The following is a 16,627-nucleotide window of genomic DNA, read 5'->3' as shown; positions in this document are numbered from 1 at the left end:
ATTCACTATGAAACGCGACCTGTAGTGAGCGGGCTTGCCCCGCGCGGGGTGGCGAAGCCGCCCCACACCCATTCAACGCGTTCTGTCTGGAAGATTGCGGTGAGTGGGTTAGGGCCGCTACGCGCCCCAGCGCGGGGCAAGCCCGCTCACTACAATGTAGGTCAGCGAGTGAGTAAAAATTCGATAACGCGCTCGCTGAACGCAGCACCGGCCTGGACGTTGGACAAGTGCGCCGCATAGAACTCGGCGTACTCGGCACCCTGTACATGGTTCTGGATAAAGTGGCTGCCGGCCGGCGGTGTGACCGCGTCTTCGGTGCCGGCAATCGCCAGGGTCGGCACTTTGATCAAGGCCAGTTGGTCGCGAAAATCCGCATCCCGCACCGCCGCACAATTGGCGGCATAACCTTCGGGCGATGTGGCCGCCAGCATGTCGGTAATCTGCTTGGCCTGGTGCGGGTTGGCCGCCGCAAAGTCCGCGGTGAACCAGCGTGCAATCGATGCATCGCGCAGCGCTACCATCGCCGCTGCGCCATCACGCAACACCATTTCAATGCGCGGGTTCCATACCTCGGGCGTGCCGATCTTGGCGGCGGTGTTGCACACCACCAGGCGCTGCAAACGCTGCCCAGCATTGATACCAAGCCATTGGCCAATCAGGCCGCCCATGGACAACCCGCAAAAATGCGCGCGTTGGATATCCAGTGCATCCAGCAGCGCGATCACATCCTGACCGAGTTGCTCAATGCTGTAGGGGCCTGGGGTAACCAAGGATTTGCCATGGCCACGGGTGTCAAACCGCAGCACGCGAAAATGTTGGGTGAAGGCCGGGATCTGGATATCCCACATGTGCAGGTCGGTGCCCAGCGAGTTGGAGAGCACCAGTACTGGCGCATCCTCAGGCCCATCCAATTGGTAATGCAGTTCGCCCTCGGCGAGTTGTAAAAATGCCACGGTGGTCTCCTCAAGCAAAGTGTTCGGCTACAGCGCGGGTAACCCAGGTGCGGGCTTGGCCCAGGTAATGGGCGGGATCAAGCAAGCGGTCCAACTCAGCTGCTGACAGCTCGGCGGTGACTTGCGGCTCATCCGCCAATACCGCGCGCAGATGCCGGCCTTCTGCGACGGCGCGCTTGCAGCATTGCTCCAGCAGATGGTGTGCAGTTTCACGGCCAAGGCGCTGGGCGAGCACGATGCTGACGGCTTCGGCCAGCACCAGGCCTTGGGTCAGGTCGAGGTTATGCGTCATGCGTTGCGGGTCGACTTCCAGCCCTTCGCTCACCAGCAAGGCCTGTTGCAACGCGCCGGAGACCAACCGGCAAATCTCCGGCAAGGTTTCCCATTCGGCATGCCACAGGCCCAGGCTGCGCTCGTGCTCCTGGGGCATGGCGCTGAACATTGTCGCCACCAACCCGGGCACGCGGGTCGCGGCGCTGATCAGCACTGCGGCGCCCACCGGGTTACGCTTGTGCGGCATGGTCGATGAGCCGCCTTTGCCCGGCGCGGAGGGCTCAAAGACTTCCGCCGCTTCGGTTTGCATCAGCAGGCTGATATCGCGGCCCAGTTTGCCGAGGCTGCCAGCGACCAGGCCAAGCACGCTCGCGAATTCCACCAGGCGATCCCGTTGGGTGTGCCAAGGCTGTTCGGGCAAGGTCAGTTGCAGCTCTGTTGCCAGCGCCTCGGCCACCGGCATGGCCTGTTCGCCCAGCGCTGCGAGGGTTCCGGAGGCACCGCCGAATTGCAGCACCAGCAAGCGCGGTTTCAGTTCGGCGAGACGTTGCCGACTGCGCGTTACTGCCCCCAGCCAACCGGCGATTTTCATCCCCAGGGTCACCGGCGTCGCATGCTGCAACCAGGTCCGCCCAGCCAGTGGCACAGCAGCATAGCGCTGGGCCTGGGTGGCAAGCATGTCGCCCAGGCGCGCCAAGTCCGTTTCGATCAACGCCACGGCTTGGCGCAGTTGCAGCACCAACCCGGTGTCCATCACATCCTGGCTCGTCGCGCCCAGGTGCACATAACGTTCGGCGCCGGGGTCTTCAGCGGCAATCAACTTGCCCAATGCCTTCACCAACGGAATCGCCGAATTCCCCGCCGTGGCAATCGCCACGCCAAGGGCATCGACGTCATACAGCGACGCCAGGCACGCCTGGGCGATCTGTGCGACCGCGGCCTGGGGGATCAAACCGACCCGAGCCTCGGCCCGGGCCAACCCGGCCTCAAAATCCAGCATGCCCTGCAAGCGTCCCCTGTCGCAGAACACCTCGGCCATGCTGTCCGCCGTGAAATAAGCGTCGAACAATTGATTGCTCGTGCGCAGCGTCATAGCTCATCCCTTAAAGATCGTGATGCAAGTACTCCGCCTGTTTAGGCAGGCGCAAGCTGAACAGGAAAGCCACCGCCATCATGCCGGTGACGTACCAGTAAAAGGTGTTTTCCATGCCCATGGATTTCAGGCCCAAGGCCACGTATTCCGCCGAACCGCCGAAGATCGCATTGGCCACTGCATAGGCCAGGCCCACCCCCAATGCACGTACGTGCGGCGGGAACATTTCTGCTTTCACCAGCCCGCTGATCGAGGTGTAGAAACTCACGATGGCCAGGGCCAGGGAGATCAGCACAAACGCCAGGAACGGGCTGGTCACGGTTTTCAGGGTCAGCAGGATCGGTACCGTGCACAGGGTGCCGAGCGCGCCGAACCAGAGCATCGAGTTACGCCGGCCGATCTTGTCCGAAAGCATGCCGAACAGTGGCTGCATGCACATGTACACGAACAGCGCGCCGGTCATGATGTAGCTGGCGGTCTTGGCATGCATCCCGGCAGTGTTCACCAGGTACTTCTGCATGTAGGTGGTAAAGGTGTAGAAAATCAGCGAGCCGCCGGCGGTGTAGCCGAGCACGGTGATAAACGCCGCCTTATGGTTGCGGAACAGCGCGGCGATGCTGCCGGCGTCCTTGTCCTGGCGCATTTCCTTACTGGTGGTTTCCTTGAGGGTGCGACGCAGCAGCAGCGAGATCACCGCCGCAATCGCGCCGATCACGAACGGAATCCGCCAGCCCCAGGCGCGCAATTCGTCTTCGGTGAGGATCTGCTGCAGGATCACCACCACCAGCACCGCCAGCAATTGCCCGCCGATCAGCGTTACGTACTGGAACGAGGCGAAGAAACCGCGCTGGCCCTTGAGCGCGACTTCACTCATATAGGTCGCGGTGGTGCCGTATTCGCCCCCCACTGACAAGCCTTGGAAAAGTCGCGCAACCAACAGTAACGCCGGGGCCCAGGCGCCGATGTCCTTGTAAGTCGGCAGGAAGGCAATGACCAGCGAGCCGGCGCACATCATCAGCACCGAGATCATCATCGAGTTCTTACGGCCGTGCTTGTCGGCCACCCGACCAAACAGCCAGCCGCCGATAGGCCGCATCAGGAACCCGGCGGCGAACACACCCGCGGTGTTGAGCAGTTGGACCGTGGGGTCGTCCGATGGGAAAAACGCAGGGGCGAAGTAGATGGCGCAGAAGGCGTAGACGTAGAAGTCGAACCATTCGACGAGGTTGCCGGACGAAGCACCGACAATCGCAAAAATCCGTTTGCGGCGTCCTTCTCCGGTGTAGTGACTGGTGGTTGTTGTCATGGTTTTTTCACTCAGTGGGAACGGTTATAGCCTAGACATACTTTGCAACAACCGTGTTCCGCAAGCAGACTTTGGATATGTATCGGCTGAACCGGCCTCATCGGGGGCAAGCCCCCAATGAGGCCCTGACAAGCGACTCAGTAGTCGAAGAACACCGTTTCCTTATCCGTCCCCTGCAACACCACATTCCACTGATGCACACCCGCCGCATCCGGCTTGGTAATCAAGGTGCTACGCCGCTCCGCCGGCACACACGCCAACAACGGGTCATCCCCATTCATCGGCTCACCCTCAAAATAAATCCGCGTCAGCAGGTGCTTCACCAACCCTCGTGCAAACACCAGCACCACCAAATGCGGCGCCTGGGTCGTGCCCATCAACCCCGGCACGGCGCCCGGCTTGATGGTGGTAAAGCGAAATCGCCCTTCGGCATCCACCGGCACCCGGCCGAAACCTTCGAAGTTCGGGTCCAGCGCTTTGTCCTGCTCATCTTCCGGGTGGTCATATTTGCCGGCGGCGTTGGCCTGCCAGACTTCAAGCATGGCGTCGTTGACGACATCGCCGTTGCCATCCACCACTTGCCCGCTGATCGCCACGCGCTCGCCAAGGGTGGCAGCCACGGTCAGGTCTTCGCGGTTCAGCCAGGTCAGGCCAATGTGGTAATACGGCCCGACGGTGTGGGACGTGGTCGCGTTGAGTGTCATCTTATTTCTCCATCGGCGTGGCATCGCGGCCGCGCAGGACGATGTCCCAGCGGTAGCCGAGGGCGTAGTGCGGGATGGTTTTTTCCAGGTCAAAACGGGCGATCAAGCGTTGCTTGGCCGAGGTATCCGGCACGCAGTTGTAGATCGGGTCGTATTCCAACAGCGGGTCGCCGGGGAAGTACATCTGCGTGACCAGGCGCGTCAGCACACTCGGGCCAAACAGCGAAAAGTGGATATGCGCCGGGCGCCAGGCGTTGTGGTGATTGCCCCATGGGTAGGCACCGGGCTTGATGGTCTGGAACTGGTACCAGCCGTCAGCGTCGGTCACGGTGCGCCCGGTGCCGGTAAAATTCGGGTCCAGCGGCGCATCGTGCAGGTCGCGCTTGTGGTTGTAGCGGCCAGCAGCGTTGGCTTGCCAGATTTCTACAAGAATGCCCGGCACCGGCAGGCCGTTTTCGTCCAGCACGCGGCCGTGAATGATGATGCGCTCGCCCTGGGGCTCGCCCTCATGCTGGGCGGTGAGGTCATTGTCCTTCTCATTGATCCGCTCGGCGCCGATGGTCGGGCCGGTGATTTCCGATAAAGAGTGTGGCAAGAACACCAACGGCTGGGACGGCGAGCGCAGGTTCGTCGACTGGTAGGCCGGGTGCAGGTAATCAGGTTGGGTACCCGCTTGCGGGCGCCGGTATCCGGGCTTGTCACTCATGGAACAATCCTCTCTTGTTAGATGCGTTCAATCGCCAGGGCCAAGCCTTGGCCGACGCCCACGCACATGGTCGCCAGGCCTTTGCGGCCGCCGGTTTTTTCCAGTTGATGCAGGGCGGTCAGCACCAGCCGCGCGCCGCTCATGCCCAACGGGTGGCCGAGGGCGATGGCACCACCATTCGGGTTGACCTGCGGCGCGTCGTCGGCGATGCCCAGTTCACGCAGCACCGCCAGGCCTTGGCTGGCGAAGGCTTCGTTGAGTTCGATCACATCAAAGTCGGTGACCGCCAGGCCCAGCCGCTCCACCAGTTTGCGCACCGCCGGCACCGGGCCGATGCCCATCACGCGCGGTGCGACGCCGGCGCTGGCCATGCCCAATACGCGGGCGCGGGCGGTCAAGCCGTGTTTCTTGACGGCGTCGGCGGAGGCCAGGATCAGCGCCGCCGCACCGTCATTCACACCCGAGGCATTGCCAGCGGTGACGGTTTTGTCAGGGCCGTTGACCGGTTTGAGTTTGGCCAGGGCTTCCAACGTGGTGTCACGTGGATGTTCATCCTGCTCGACAACAGTCTCGCCTTTTTTATGGGCGACCCGCACCGGCACGATTTCTTCGGCGAAGAACCCAGCGGCTTGCGCGGCAGCGGTGCGTTGCTGGCTGCGCAGGGCGAAGGCGTCCTGGTCGGCGCGGGATACGTGGTAATCGTCGGCGACGTTATCGGCGGTCTGCGGCATGGCATCCACGCCGTACTGGGCCTTCATCAACGGGTTGATAAAGCGCCAGCCGATGGTGGTGTCTTCCAGCCTCATGTTGCGCGAAAACGCCGCGTCGGCCTTGCCCATCACGAACGGTGCACGGGACATCGACTCGACGCCACCGGCAATCGCCAGCTCCATTTCACCGCTGGCAATGGCGCGGAAGGCCGTGCCGATGGCGTCCATGCCCGAGGCGCACAAGCGGTTGAGCGTCACGCCTGGAATGCTCTCCGGCAGGCCCGCCAGCAACAGCGCCATACGTGCCACGTTACGATTGTCTTCGCCGGCCTGGTTGGCACAGCCGAGGAACACCTCATCAACCGCACGCCAATCCACCGAAGGGTTACGCTCGATCAGCGCCTTGATCGGCAACGCCGCCAAATCATCGGCACGCACGGTGGACAAGCCACCGCCGAAACGGCCGATGGGGGTACGAATGGCGTCACAGATAAATACGTCGCGCATCAGGCTTCTCCCGGCGCTTGGCCATGGGCCGTCGCGGTACGTGCTTCAAGGTCACGCAAAGCGGTCAGCTCTACATCAGTCGGTTCAGCGGTGGTGTCGACCTTGTCGGCAAATCGAATCGCCCAACCGGTGGCCGCCACCACTTGCTCACGGGTAACACCAGGGTGCAGCGCGGTAACCACGAATTCGTGGGTGCCCTCTTCAGGCTCCATGATGCACAGGTCGGTAATAATCCCTACAGGCCCCGCGCCCGGCAGGCCCAGGCGTTTGCGCGAGTCGCCGCCTTCGCCGTGGCCGACCGAGGTGATGAAGTCCAGCTTGTCGACAAACGAACGCGCCGACTGCTTGAGGATGATCAGCACGCTCTTGGCGGAACCGGCGATCTCCGGCGCGCCACCGGCACCCGGCAGGCGCACTTTGGGCTGGTGGTAGTCACCGACCACGGTGGTATTGATATTGCCGAAACGGTCGACCTGGGCCGCACCAAGAAAGCCCACGTCAATGCGCCCGCCCTGCAACCAGTAGCGAAAGATCTCACCGGTCGGCACCACGGTGTCGGCGGTTTCTGCCAGCTCGCCGTCGCCGATGGACAGCGGCAATACGCTGGGCTTGGCGCCAATCGGGCCGGACTCGTAGATCAGCACCACATCCGGCGACGAGGTCAGGCGCGCCAGGTTGGCCGCCTTCGACGGCAGGCCGATGCCAACAAAGCAGACGGAGCCGTTCTTGAGGCGCCGCGCAGCGGCGACGGTCATCATTTCATTGGTCGAGTAAGCCATTACTTGGCCTCCTGCGCGGCGGCCAGCTTGGCCTGGAATTCAGTGAAATCGGCGGTGCCGTGGATGTATTCGTCGATCCAGGCGGTAAAGGTCTCACGGTCGCGGGCGATTGGGTCCCACGCCTGGTAGAAGCGGTTATCACGCTCGTTGTAGCCATGGGCGTAGGACGGGTGGGCGCCACCGGGCACATGGCACACCGCAGTCAGGGCCCAGGTCGGCAACACGCAGCTGTTCATCGGTGCGTTGAGGTCATCGACGATTTCCTCGACGGTGACGATGCAACGCTTCGCCGCCAGTGCCGCCTCCTTCTGCACGCCAAGAATGCCCCAGAGCAACACGTTGCCCTTGCGGTCGGCTTTTTGCGCATGGATCACGGTGACATCCGGACGCACCGACGGCACCGCCGCGAGCACTTCGCCGGTGAACGGACAGGTCACGGTCTTGATCAGCGGGTTGACCTTGGGCAAGTCGGAACCGGCGTAGGCACGCAGTACCGCGAAAGGTAGGCCAGAAGCGCCGGCGACGTAGGCGTTGGCCAGGTCGGCGTGGCTGTGCTCTTCGATCTCCAGCGGTTGCGGCCATTGCTTCTCGACCGCGTCGCGCAGGCGATGCAGGGAGCCCACGCCCGGGTTGCCGCCCCAGGAAAAAATCAGCTTGCGGGCGCAACCGGCACCGATCAACTGGTCGTAGACCAGGTCAGGCGTCATACGCACCAGCGTCAGGTCTTTCTTACCCTGACGAATGATTTCATGACCCGCTGCCGTAGGGATCAGATGGGTGAAGCCTTCCAGAGCGACGGTGTCGCCGTCGTTCACAAATTGCTTCACCGCGTCACGCAGCGCGAGGATTTCAGCCATGGGGTTCGGGCTCCCGGTGTGGATCGAAAAAGGCGCTGAGGTGGCGCCGGAGTGCTTGAAGATTAAGCTGGGGAAGTGGGCCAAACAATCCGATAATCGACTCAGCGTTCGATTATCGAACGGATTGTTGTCTTGCTAATCATCCGGATTAGCACAGTCAATGTGGGAGCTGGCTCCCACATGAAAAGTGATCGGCCTCAGGTCGCGTCGGCGTGGCTGACCATGCCTTTGATCACCACGGCTGACGTCGCCAATGCAGCCGGAATCACCAGCGCGGTGAGCACCTGCTCGAAGTTCCAACCCAGGCCGAGCAAGGTGGCACCCATCCAAGCGCCGAGGATCGCGCCGAAGCGGCCGATGCCGAGCATCCACGACACGCCGGTGGCGCGCCCCTGGGTCGGGTAGAAGCGTGCGGCCAGGGACGGCATTGCCGACTGCGCACCGTTGACGCACATCCCGGCGATCAGCACCAAGGTCGCCAGCACGGTGATATTGCCCAGACTCTGCCCTACCGCGTAGGCAAATACCCCGGCCAGCAAGTAGAAAATGCCGATGACCTTGTGAGGGTTGAACCGGTCCATCGCCCAACCCACGCCCACCGCGCTCAACACGCCACCAAACTGGAACAAGGCGCCGATAAACGCGGCCTGTTCCATGCTGGCGCCGCTGTCGCGCATGAGCGTCGGGAGCCAACTGGTGAGCAGGTACACGATCACCAGGCCCATGAAGTAGGTGAGCCACAGCAATAACGTACCGACGCTGTAGGTGCCGGAGAAAATCACCGCGAACACGTTGCGCGCCTTGACGGTTTTTTGCTCAGGCACGCTGAAGCGGGTGGCCTGGGCAACGATTGAAGGCTCGATGGGTGACAAGGTCTTGCGCACCTTGTCGGTGCCGCGATTGCGCACCACCAGAAAACGCGCCGACTCCGGCAGCCACACCAACAACACCACCGCCAGGATCAACGGCAGGATGCCGCCGATCAGCAGCAGGCTGTGCCAACCGAACGCAGGGATCAGCTTGGCTGAAATAAACCCGCCGCCGGCCATGCCCAGGTTGAAGCCGCAGAACATGCTGGTCACCAGCAGCGACTTATGGCGTTCCGGGGTGTATTCGGACAGCAGCGTGGTGGCATTCGGCATGCCGGCCCCCAGGCCCAGCCCGGTGAGAAAGCGCAGCACCAGCAACTGGTCAACGTTGGCGCTGTAGGCAGACGCCAGGCTGAACGCACCAAACACCAACACCGCGCCTACCAGCACCACCTTGCGCCCAAAGCGATCCGCCAGTGGGCCGGAGCCGAGCGCACCGAAGACCATGCCGATCAACGCGGCGCTCATCACCGGGCCGAGGCTGGCGCGGTCGATGCCCCAATCCTGGGACAGCGCAGGCGCGATAAAGCCCATGGCGGCCGTGTCGAGGCCATCAAGGAAAACAATCAGGAAACACAGGATCACCACGCGCCACTGATAGCGTGACAGTGGCTGGGTGTTGATGAAGGACTGGACGTCCAGCGTGGTACCGACAGAGGGCTGAGTCATTATTTTTATTTCCACACCGATGGCGGGCTGACGACCTGGGGTCGTCGTTATTATGTGGCGCTGACAGCGCTGCCGCACATTAGTAAGCCTGGGGAAACACCGTCAATTGATCAAACCGGGATCTGTGCGGTCACCGAACAGCTTAGGCAAACAGCTGCGCACTCAGCTCGCAGCTGGCACTCAGCATGCTCGGCAAGAAGCGCTGTTCCAGCTCGGCGCGGCTGACCCGTCCGGCGTGGGTGCTGACGTTCAGCGCGGCCAACACCTGGCCCGAAGCGTCATACACCGGCACGGCGATGGAGCGCAGGCCCTGCTCAAGCTCCTGGTCGACGATGCACCAGCCCTGTTGACGCACTTGCTGCAGACATTCGAGCAAGGCCTGTGGCGTGGTCAAGGTGCGGCTGGTCTTGGTTTGCAGGTCGGCGTGGTCGAGATAATCCTGCAGCGAGGCGTCGTCCAGCGCCGCAAGCAATATGCGGCCCATGGAAGTGCAATAGGCCGGCAGCCGCCCGCCCACCGACAGGTCCACGGAAATCAGGCGCTGGGTAGTGGCCGAACGGGCGATATAGAGAATGTCGTCGCCTTCGAGGGTGGCCATGTTGCAGGCTTCGTGAAGCTGCTCACTCATGCGGTCCAGGTAGGGTTGGGCCGAGACCGCCAGTGGCGTGGACGACAGGTAGGCATGGCCCAGGGTCAGGACTTTGGGCAGCAGCGAATAGGTACGCCCGTCGGTCGTGGCGTAACCGAGCTTGATCAAGGTGTGCAGGCAACGGCGCACGGCGGCGCGGGGGATCTCGGTGCGATGACTGATCTGGGCGATGGTGAGATGGCGCTTGCGCTCTTGGAACGCCTGCACCACCGCCAGGCCACGGGCGAGGGAGGTCATGAAGTCCGGATCACCGGTGAACGCCTGGATACGCTTGGCCGGGGACGCAACGATCGGCGGCGCCATTGACGCGAAAGAGTTGCGCAATTGATCGTTCATGTCGGGGTCCTTACTCTTATTGTCAACCGCAGGGGAGGTTTGGCTGCTATTACAAGTCGCGTCAGCCGCGTGCACAAGGCGGGGCCAAGAACATTGTGCGATTATCGGACAGTCATTCGATTATCGCAATTTGTGGGTTCCCTTCCCTGGCCAGCCAGCGGAGCGCAGTAAAATGAAGTCACGCTTAATAACGTCTGAAGTTGGGTTGATTTTATGACGTCAGAATTCATGCAATTACCGGCACGCCCGTGTAACAAAACGCTCACACAAAGTTGACGCTTTTTAACTTTATGCCGATAGTGTTATTCAAATGCGCCGCTATAATGCACCCTATGTGCCGTTCTGCCCGGTTTACTCTCGAGAGCAGCGCTCGCCAGGTGATGCACGTTGTGCATTGTCGACCGCAACTACCTGCTTTGAATGACTGCACTAACAGGTGGCCGCCCGTCCCTATTTCAAACTTGGACGTTTTCACGGTTCAACTTGGAATACCCCAGGAACGGCATTCAGGCATAACGCTGCAACGTATTTACACTCAACTCAATTAGGTAACGATGTGACGAAAGATGAACTGCGCGCGGAACTTGAGCGCCAGGAGCAACGTTACAAGGACGTTTACGGCGGGGAAGTCACCACTTACGCCGCCCAGCCTGAACCTGAACGCAAACCCTGGCGCAAGCGAGCCAGTCTCCTCGACCAGGCGTTCGCCCAGGAAATCCAAAAGATTGAACAGGAACTCAAAACCGAAGAGCCATAAGCGATTCGGTTTGGAACTCAAGGTTTTGGCCTTGGATGCTGGCATATAGCTAGCATCCAGCTACCTTGCATCGCTCCACCAGCGGTAAAATTTCATACAAATGTTTCAGGCGTGACGTTTTTGTGACAATCCCCTGCCCCGCAGCCCCTCTGCTTTATAAATCAAAGACTTGCCAAAGCCCCGAAATCCCTGGGATACGCCCCCTGGCGCCGGTTTTTTTCAAGGAAGATTGTTACCGATGAGCAGCTAGTGCATCGATTACTGAGGTTTTCTGGCATAATCGCGCCCCCTTACGACCGGGTCAGAAAACCTTCATGATCGATTTATTCAGCGGACTGGATGCTTGGGTTCTAGTGAGCCTGTTGCTCGCCCTGGCCTTTGTCCTCGCCTTCGAGTTCATCAATGGCTTTCATGACACCGCTAACGCGGTGGCCACAGTCATCTATACCAAAGCCATGCCGCCGCACCTGGCCGTGTTCTTCTCCGGGGTGTTCAACTTCCTCGGCGTGTTGCTCGGTGGTGTCGGTGTCGCCTACGCCATCGTGCATTTGCTGCCGGTGGAGTTGCTGATTAATGTGAACACCGGCCATGGCTTGGCGATGGTCTTCTCTTTATTGGCGGCGGCGATCACCTGGAACCTGGGCACCTGGTACTTCGGTATTCCCGCGTCCAGCTCCCACACCCTGATCGGCTCGATCCTTGGTGTCGGCCTGGCCAATGCGCTGATCAACGACATCCCCCTGGCTGACGGTGTGAATTGGCAGAAGGCGATCGATATCGGCGCCTCCCTGGTGTTCTCGCCGATGGCCGGCTTTCTGGTCGCGGCCCTTGTGCTGATTGGCCTGAAGTGGTGGCGCCCGCTGTCGAAGATGCACAAGACCCCGGACCAGCGCCGCAAGCTTGATGACAAGAAGCACCCGCCGTTCTGGAACCGCTTGGTATTGGTGATTTCTGCCATGGCGGTGAGCTTCGTGCACGGCTCCAACGACGGTCAGAAAGGTATCGGCCTGATCATGCTGGTGCTGATCGGTATCGTGCCGGCGCAGTTTGTACTCGACCTGGGCAGCACCACTTACCAGATCGAGCGTACCCGCGACGCGACCTTGCACCTGAACCAGTTCTACCAGCGCAACCACGAGACCCTGGGTGAATTCCTGGCCTTGGGTAAAAGCGTGAAGGATGACCTGCCGGGCAAGTTCCGTTGCAACCCGCAGCAGACCGAACCGACCATCAATGCATTGCTGGACACGCTGAAAGGGGTCTCCGACTACCATTCGCTGACCGCCGATCACCGCATTGAAGTGCGCCGCTACCTGCTCTGCCTGGACGATACCGCAAAGAAAGTCGGCAAATTGCCAGGCCTGCCGGCGCGTGAGAAGTCCGACCTCGACAAGCTGCGCAAAGACCTGACCGCCACCACCGAATACGCGCCGTTCTGGGTCATCCTCGCCGTAGCTCTGGCCTTGGGCCTGGGCACCATGGTGGGCTGGAAGCGTGTGGTACTGACCATCGGCGAGAAGATCGGCAAGCAGGGCATGACCTATGCCCAAGGCATGTCGGCACAGATCACCACCGCGACCATGATTGGCTTTGCCAACATCTTCGCGCTGCCGGTGTCCACTACCCACGTGCTCTCTTCGGGCGTGGCCGGCACCATGGTTGCGAACAAAAGCGGCCTGCAAGGCGGCACCGTCAAAACCATCCTGATGGCCTGGGTATTGACCCTGCCGGCAACCGTGGGCCTTTCGGCCGGGTTGTTCTGGCTGGCCTCCTGGGCACTCGGTAGCTGATAACCTAGCAGTAATAAAAAAGGTGCGATCCGCGAGGGTCGCACCTTTTTTTATGCCCCAATTCCATCCCCACAGTTGATCCTCACCGATCAAATAACAGGCAAAAAAAAGGGCGACCGAAGTCGCCCAAAATGCCTTGCGTGCTCATGTAACCCGGAAAAACCTATGATTTTTTACGCTTGTTCGCGTCTTTCCAGATAAAAAATCCAAACCCTACAAAAAACATCACCATGAGGCTCACAGTCAGCACTCCGGCAAACACCACATTATCGAAAAACATGACCGGCCTCCTGCACGTGCCCTGTTGCGATAGGGCTAAGTTAATGGAGAAGGCGGATTGAAAAATTGACGGGGATCAATGTCGCCCACGACGGGGCGTAAAGAAGGGAAATAACTGACCTGCATCAATGGATGCAGGCTGTTTCAACGCTTTTTCGGCTTGTTCTTAGGTTTCTTCTTAACTTTGCCGAGCGGCATTGCCTGTTCAAACGCCTGGCGTACTTCATTCAAGCGCTTGTCATTGAGGTCGTGCACCCGCTTGGCGCGTTCGGCACCCAGGTCGATCAGTTTGGCGTCTTCACTCATGGCTTGGCTTACGTGGTGGCTAGAATGGCTCAATAATGCGGCCTCCCCCGCCCAACGGCAAATCAGCGGGCGACAAAAGGCAGGTCATCCCACAAAATCGGTACTTTTCCCCTAATCAGGAGACGCACTCAGGTGGCACTGCACAAGGACCTTCCGCCGTTGCTGGCGCTGCGCGCCTTTGAAGCGGTGGCGCGGCATTTGAGTTTTATCAAGGCCGCGAACGAGTTGTCGGTGACCCAGAGCGCCCTGAGTCATCAAGTACAGAAGCTTGAGCAACACTTGGGCAAACCGCTGTTTATCCGACGCACGCGTGCGATTGACCTGACTGCCGACGGACAACGTTACTACGACGAAATCAGCCCGGCCCTTGGCGTCATTGCCGCCGCTACCCGTGCCCAACGCGTGACCCCCAGCGCCACGGTATTGCGCATCGGCTTGCTGGCCTCCTTTGCCACCCTGTGGCTGGCACCGCGCCTGGCCGGGTTTCTCAACCGCTACCCGCATATCCAAGTGGAGTTGTTGCCGGCGATCCAGCTGGCGAACGTCGCAGCCGCCGAGGTCGACCTGGCCATCCGCTATGGCAAGGGCGATTGGCCCGATGTGCAGGCCACGCGACTGATGCCGGAAATCCTCTCCCCGGTGTGCAGCCCGGCGTTCAACGCCCGGCATGACGGCCCGCTGCTGATGGCCACTTCGCACCGCCCGTTTGAATGGACCGATTGGTCTGAGCATTACCACGTCGACCTCGCCAACCACCCCCGTGTGATGCTGCACGACTACAACATCGTGGTTGAAGCCGCTGTGGCTGGCCAAGGCATCGCCATGGGCCGTCATCGCCTGATCGAGCGCAAGCTTCTGGACGGCAGCCTGGTACAAGCCTTCGATTGGCCGCCCTATCACAGCGACATTGGCTACTGGCTCATCGCCCCGCAGGGCACTACGAATGAAGCAGCCGCGTGTTTCAGCCAATGGTTGAAGGAAACCTGCGCCGACGCGTGAGTGATTTCGATACGTCGCGTGAGATCTATCCGTTTGTCGCCTTTCTGAGCAACCAACATGCTGAAACCTCCTGACTCAAGAGGATTCATCATGAGCGACTCCATCCGCCAACGCGTGCAAGCTCTCGGCCTCACGCTGCCCGCCCCCAGCCAACCGGCTGCCAACTACATCAGCCATGTCATCAGCCAGCACCAGTTGTTCATTTCCGGGCAAATTCCACTGGTGGACGATAAACCTGCCTACGTGGGCCGGCTGGGTGAATCCTTGAATGATGAAGAAGGCGCCCAAGCGGCGGAACTCGCCGCGTTGAGCCTATTGGCGCAGTTGAGCGATGCGCTGGGTGATGACCTGTCGCGCCTGGTGCGCACGCTGCGCCTGGGGGTCTTTATCGCCTGCAGCGCTGATTTCAAGCAACAGAGCGTGGTCGCCAACGGTGCCTCCAACCTGTTGGTCAACGCCCTCGGCGAAAAAGGTCGGCATGTGCGTACCGCCCTGGGCGTTTCCAGCCTTCCGGCCGGCGTAGCGGTGGAGGTTGATGCGATTTTTGAGTTGCGCCCATGAGCCCGCGCGAAATCCAACAACTGCGGGATGCAACGCCAGGCTGCCAGTCCGGCATCGTGCATTTCAACCATGCAGGCGCCTCCTTGCCCAGCCAGGCAACCCTCGACGCCATCATCGAGCAGCTGCAACGCGAAGCCCGCGACGGCCCGATGGAGGCCGGCGAACACGGCGAGGTGCTGCTAGAAAAAGCCCGCCGAGCCGCCGGGCAGTTACTCAATGCCCCGGCTTCCTCAATTGCCTTTGCCAGCAGCGGCTCGACCGCCTGGAGCATGGCCTTCCAGGCCTTGGGCCGCTGGCAGCCCGGCGACCGCATTCTGGTGGGCCGTCATGAGTGGGGCGGCAACCTGGCGAGCATGGAACTGGCCGTGCAAGCCGGCGCACGGATCGAAGTCATCCCCTGCGATGACAGCGGCGCGGCCTGCCCAGTGGCGCTGGAATCAATGATCGATGCCCATGTGAAGTTGATCGACCTCACTTGGCTGCCGGCCAACGGTGGCCTGATCAACCCCGCCCAGGCCATCGGTGAGGTCGCCAGTCGCCACGCCATCCCCTATTTCATCGATGCAGGCCAAGCCGTCGGCCAGATGCCTGTAGATGTGCACGCGCTGCAGTGTGATGTGCTCAAGTCGGCCGGTCGCAAACACCTGCGCGGGCCACGTGGTACAGCGCTGTTGTATGTGCGGCCGGCGTTTCTCGAGCGATTGAAGCCTGCTCAGCGCGACGTGTTTTCAGCGCCATGGACCGCCCAGGGTTTCGACCTGCGCAACGATGCCCGCCGCTTTGAAACCAGCGAGACATCGTTCGCCTTGCTGGCCGGGCTGGGCAATGCATTGCAGGAGATGAATCGACTGGGCATCGAGCGCGTCTGGGAGCGCGTCTCGCAGACCAGTGAGCGAATTCGCGAAGCGTTGCGTGGGATTCCGGGCATTACCCTGCATGACTTGGGCACCCGTCAATCAGGCTTGATCGCTTTCAACTTGGCCGGTTGGGATGCCTTCGAACTCAAACGGCGCCTGGGCTTGCAGCGCATCAACATCGGCGCCAACGGCGTGGCGTATACCCCGTTGGATATGCAAGCGCGAGGCCTGCAAAGCGTGGCGCGGATCTCAGTCAGCCCGCTGAACAACGAGGACGATATCGCGTTGCTGTCAGCGGCCTTGCGCGAATTGGCCGACTAAACCTCGACGTCGACCCACAAGCCCTGGCGCGGCGCGTCTTCGATCAGCGGAATCACTGGCACGGTGTTGTCGGCGTTGAGCACATCCCCCGGAATGGCCAGGTGCTGTTCCGGATTTTCATCGGCTTCACGCCGGCGCTTCTGTTGTTCCTGCTGGCGGCGTTGTTCTTCGCGCAGCAAAAACGCCGATGTCTCGGCATCGCCCTTTTTCAGGTCGATAGTGCTTTCGTTGGAGCCCGGCTGAACTGGCACCACGGGCGGGATATCCGGCTTCTGTCGCACCGGATCGAGTTGTGACGTCACCGGCACAACGCTGACGGGCAGCATGGGTGGCAGCATAATGATTA

General features: G+C 61.0%; 18 protein-coding genes. 5 read left to right on the top strand and 13 right to left on the bottom strand.

Translation table 11 applies throughout. The features are described 5' to 3' along the window. Positions 1 to 161 precede the first annotated feature (161 nt). The 10 genes from pcaD to pcaR all read right to left on the bottom strand — a co-directional run bounded on the left by pcaD (position 162) and on the right by pcaR (position 10,411). Complete coding sequence (pcaD, locus tag JBO08_RS03355; protein ID WP_065873258.1) at positions 162 to 953, bottom strand: 3-oxoadipate enol-lactonase; 792 nt, start codon at positions 951 to 953, stop codon at positions 162 to 164. Between the two features lie 10 nt (positions 954 to 963). Further along, positions 964 to 2,319 carry a 3-carboxy-cis,cis-muconate cycloisomerase gene (locus tag JBO08_RS03350; protein WP_065945398.1) on the bottom strand — a complete coding sequence of 452 codons (1,356 nt, stop codon included), beginning with the start codon at positions 2,317 to 2,319 and terminating at the stop codon, positions 964 to 966. Positions 2,320 to 2,329: 10 nt separating this feature from the next. Continuing rightward, entirely contained in the window at positions 2,330 to 3,625 is a 1,296-nt protein-coding gene (locus JBO08_RS03345; RefSeq protein WP_220074530.1) for an MFS family transporter, read from the bottom strand. Positions 3,626 to 3,762: 137 nt separating this feature from the next. Continuing rightward, on the bottom strand, positions 3,763 to 4,329 hold the full coding sequence (gene pcaG / locus JBO08_RS03340; protein WP_065873261.1) for a protocatechuate 3,4-dioxygenase subunit alpha: 567 nt from the start codon (positions 4,327 to 4,329) through the stop codon (positions 3,763 to 3,765). Position 4,330: 1 nt separating this feature from the next. Next, positions 4,331 to 5,035 (bottom strand): protocatechuate 3,4-dioxygenase subunit beta, encoded by a 705-nt coding sequence (pcaH, locus tag JBO08_RS03335; RefSeq protein ID WP_065945397.1) that lies wholly within the window; start codon positions 5,033 to 5,035, stop codon positions 4,331 to 4,333. Between the two features lie 17 nt (positions 5,036 to 5,052). Continuing rightward, on the bottom strand, positions 5,053 to 6,255 hold the full coding sequence (pcaF, locus tag JBO08_RS03330; protein WP_175402986.1) for a 3-oxoadipyl-CoA thiolase: 1,203 nt from the start codon (positions 6,253 to 6,255) through the stop codon (positions 5,053 to 5,055). After that, positions 6,252 to 7,031 carry a CoA-transferase subunit beta gene (locus tag JBO08_RS03325; protein WP_065880920.1) on the bottom strand — a complete coding sequence of 260 codons (780 nt, stop codon included), beginning with the start codon at positions 7,029 to 7,031 and terminating at the stop codon, positions 6,252 to 6,254. The genes pcaF and JBO08_RS03325 overlap by 4 nt, the downstream gene beginning before the upstream one ends. Then, entirely contained in the window at positions 7,031 to 7,888 is an 858-nt protein-coding gene (locus tag JBO08_RS03320; RefSeq protein WP_065873265.1) for a CoA transferase subunit A, read from the bottom strand. Before JBO08_RS03320 ends, JBO08_RS03325 begins: the two co-directional genes overlap by 1 nt. Positions 7,889 to 8,085: 197 nt before the next feature. Beyond that, complete coding sequence (locus JBO08_RS03315) at positions 8,086 to 9,426, bottom strand: MFS transporter (RefSeq protein WP_065873266.1); 1,341 nt, start codon at positions 9,424 to 9,426, stop codon at positions 8,086 to 8,088. A gap of 142 nt (positions 9,427 to 9,568) precedes the next feature. After that, on the bottom strand, positions 9,569 to 10,411 hold the full coding sequence (gene pcaR / locus JBO08_RS03310; protein ID WP_065873267.1) for a pca regulon transcriptional regulator PcaR: 843 nt from the start codon (positions 10,409 to 10,411) through the stop codon (positions 9,569 to 9,571). A 556-nt stretch (positions 10,412 to 10,967) separates the two neighbouring features. On the opposite strand from pcaR, the gene JBO08_RS03305 reads away from it, so the two are divergent. Together JBO08_RS03305 and JBO08_RS03300 are read left to right on the top strand one after the other, a co-directional pair. Next, the gene (locus JBO08_RS03305) at positions 10,968 to 11,168 is read left to right on the top strand and encodes a hypothetical protein (protein ID WP_003189295.1); all 201 of its coding nucleotides are present in this window, start codon (positions 10,968 to 10,970) and stop codon (positions 11,166 to 11,168) included. Positions 11,169 to 11,482: 314 nt separating this feature from the next. Beyond that, complete coding sequence (locus tag JBO08_RS03300; RefSeq protein ID WP_065873268.1) at positions 11,483 to 12,958, top strand: inorganic phosphate transporter; 1,476 nt, start codon at positions 11,483 to 11,485, stop codon at positions 12,956 to 12,958. A 163-nt stretch (positions 12,959 to 13,121) separates the two neighbouring features. Here JBO08_RS03300 and ccoM read toward each other — a convergent pair whose 3' ends face one another. Then, on the bottom strand, positions 13,122 to 13,238 hold the full coding sequence (ccoM, locus tag JBO08_RS28280) for a cytochrome c oxidase subunit CcoM (RefSeq protein WP_305884516.1): 117 nt from the start codon (positions 13,236 to 13,238) through the stop codon (positions 13,122 to 13,124). 143 nt (positions 13,239 to 13,381) lie between these two features. Next, positions 13,382 to 13,543, bottom strand: coding sequence for a hypothetical protein (locus tag JBO08_RS03295; protein WP_175406704.1), 162 nt, complete (start codon positions 13,541 to 13,543; stop codon positions 13,382 to 13,384). A gap of 132 nt (positions 13,544 to 13,675) precedes the next feature. On the opposite strand from JBO08_RS03295, the gene JBO08_RS03290 reads away from it, so the two are divergent. The 3 genes from JBO08_RS03290 to JBO08_RS03280 all read left to right on the top strand — a co-directional run bounded on the left by JBO08_RS03290 (position 13,676) and on the right by JBO08_RS03280 (position 16,281). Continuing rightward, entirely contained in the window at positions 13,676 to 14,542 is an 867-nt protein-coding gene (locus JBO08_RS03290) for a LysR substrate-binding domain-containing protein (protein ID WP_065910485.1), read from the top strand. 90 nt (positions 14,543 to 14,632) lie between these two features. Then, on the top strand, positions 14,633 to 15,103 hold the full coding sequence (locus JBO08_RS03285) for a RidA family protein (RefSeq protein WP_065873270.1): 471 nt from the start codon (positions 14,633 to 14,635) through the stop codon (positions 15,101 to 15,103). Beyond that, complete coding sequence (locus tag JBO08_RS03280; RefSeq protein WP_220074531.1) at positions 15,100 to 16,281, top strand: aminotransferase class V-fold PLP-dependent enzyme; 1,182 nt, start codon at positions 15,100 to 15,102, stop codon at positions 16,279 to 16,281. The genes JBO08_RS03285 and JBO08_RS03280 overlap by 4 nt, the downstream gene beginning before the upstream one ends. Here JBO08_RS03280 and JBO08_RS03275 read toward each other — a convergent pair. After that, positions 16,278 to 16,619, bottom strand: coding sequence for an aspartate-semialdehyde dehydrogenase (locus tag JBO08_RS03275; protein ID WP_065910487.1), 342 nt, complete (start codon positions 16,617 to 16,619; stop codon positions 16,278 to 16,280). The two genes, JBO08_RS03280 and JBO08_RS03275, sit on opposite strands and share 4 nt — an antisense overlap. Positions 16,620 to 16,627: the final 8 nt, after the last annotated feature.

This window comes from Pseudomonas sp. LAP_36, from assembly GCF_019456785.1.
Classification (GTDB): Bacteria; Pseudomonadota; Gammaproteobacteria; order Pseudomonadales; family Pseudomonadaceae; genus Aquipseudomonas; species Aquipseudomonas tritici.
The sequence above is the reverse complement of the archived record's forward strand: the minus strand, read 5'-3'. Positions and strand labels throughout refer to the sequence as shown.

Bases quoted from the DNA above. Each gene is read 5' to 3' on its own strand.
- JBO08_RS03280 (WP_220074531.1), top strand. From the start codon at position 15,100: ATGAGCCCGCGCGAAATCCAACAACTGCGGGATGCAACGCCAGGCTGC.
- JBO08_RS03275 (WP_065910487.1), bottom strand. From the start codon at position 16,619: ATGCTGCCACCCATGCTGCCCGTCAGCGTTGTGCCGGTGACGTCACAA.
- pcaG (WP_065873261.1), bottom strand. From the start codon at position 4,329: ATGACACTCAACGCGACCACGTCCCACACCGTCGGGCCGTATTACCAC.
- pcaR (WP_065873267.1), bottom strand. From the start codon at position 10,411: ATGAACGATCAATTGCGCAACTCTTTCGCGTCAATGGCGCCGCCGATC.
- JBO08_RS03325 (WP_065880920.1), bottom strand. From the start codon at position 7,031: ATGGCTTACTCGACCAATGAAATGATGACCGTCGCCGCTGCGCGGCGC.
- ccoM (WP_305884516.1), bottom strand. From the start codon at position 13,238: ATGTTTTTCGATAATGTGGTGTTTGCCGGAGTGCTGACTGTGAGCCTC.
- JBO08_RS03350 (WP_065945398.1), bottom strand. From the start codon at position 2,319: ATGACGCTGCGCACGAGCAATCAATTGTTCGACGCTTATTTCACGGCG.
- pcaH (WP_065945397.1), bottom strand. From the start codon at position 5,035: ATGAGTGACAAGCCCGGATACCGGCGCCCGCAAGCGGGTACCCAACCT.
- JBO08_RS03320 (WP_065873265.1), bottom strand. From the start codon at position 7,888: ATGGCTGAAATCCTCGCGCTGCGTGACGCGGTGAAGCAATTTGTGAAC.
- JBO08_RS03295 (WP_175406704.1), bottom strand. From the start codon at position 13,543: ATGAGTGAAGACGCCAAACTGATCGACCTGGGTGCCGAACGCGCCAAG.
- JBO08_RS03345 (WP_220074530.1), bottom strand. From the start codon at position 3,625: ATGACAACAACCACCAGTCACTACACCGGAGAAGGACGCCGCAAACGG.
- JBO08_RS03315 (WP_065873266.1), bottom strand. From the start codon at position 9,426: ATGACTCAGCCCTCTGTCGGTACCACGCTGGACGTCCAGTCCTTCATC.
- JBO08_RS03300 (WP_065873268.1), top strand. From the start codon at position 11,483: ATGATCGATTTATTCAGCGGACTGGATGCTTGGGTTCTAGTGAGCCTG.
- JBO08_RS03285 (WP_065873270.1), top strand. From the start codon at position 14,633: ATGAGCGACTCCATCCGCCAACGCGTGCAAGCTCTCGGCCTCACGCTG.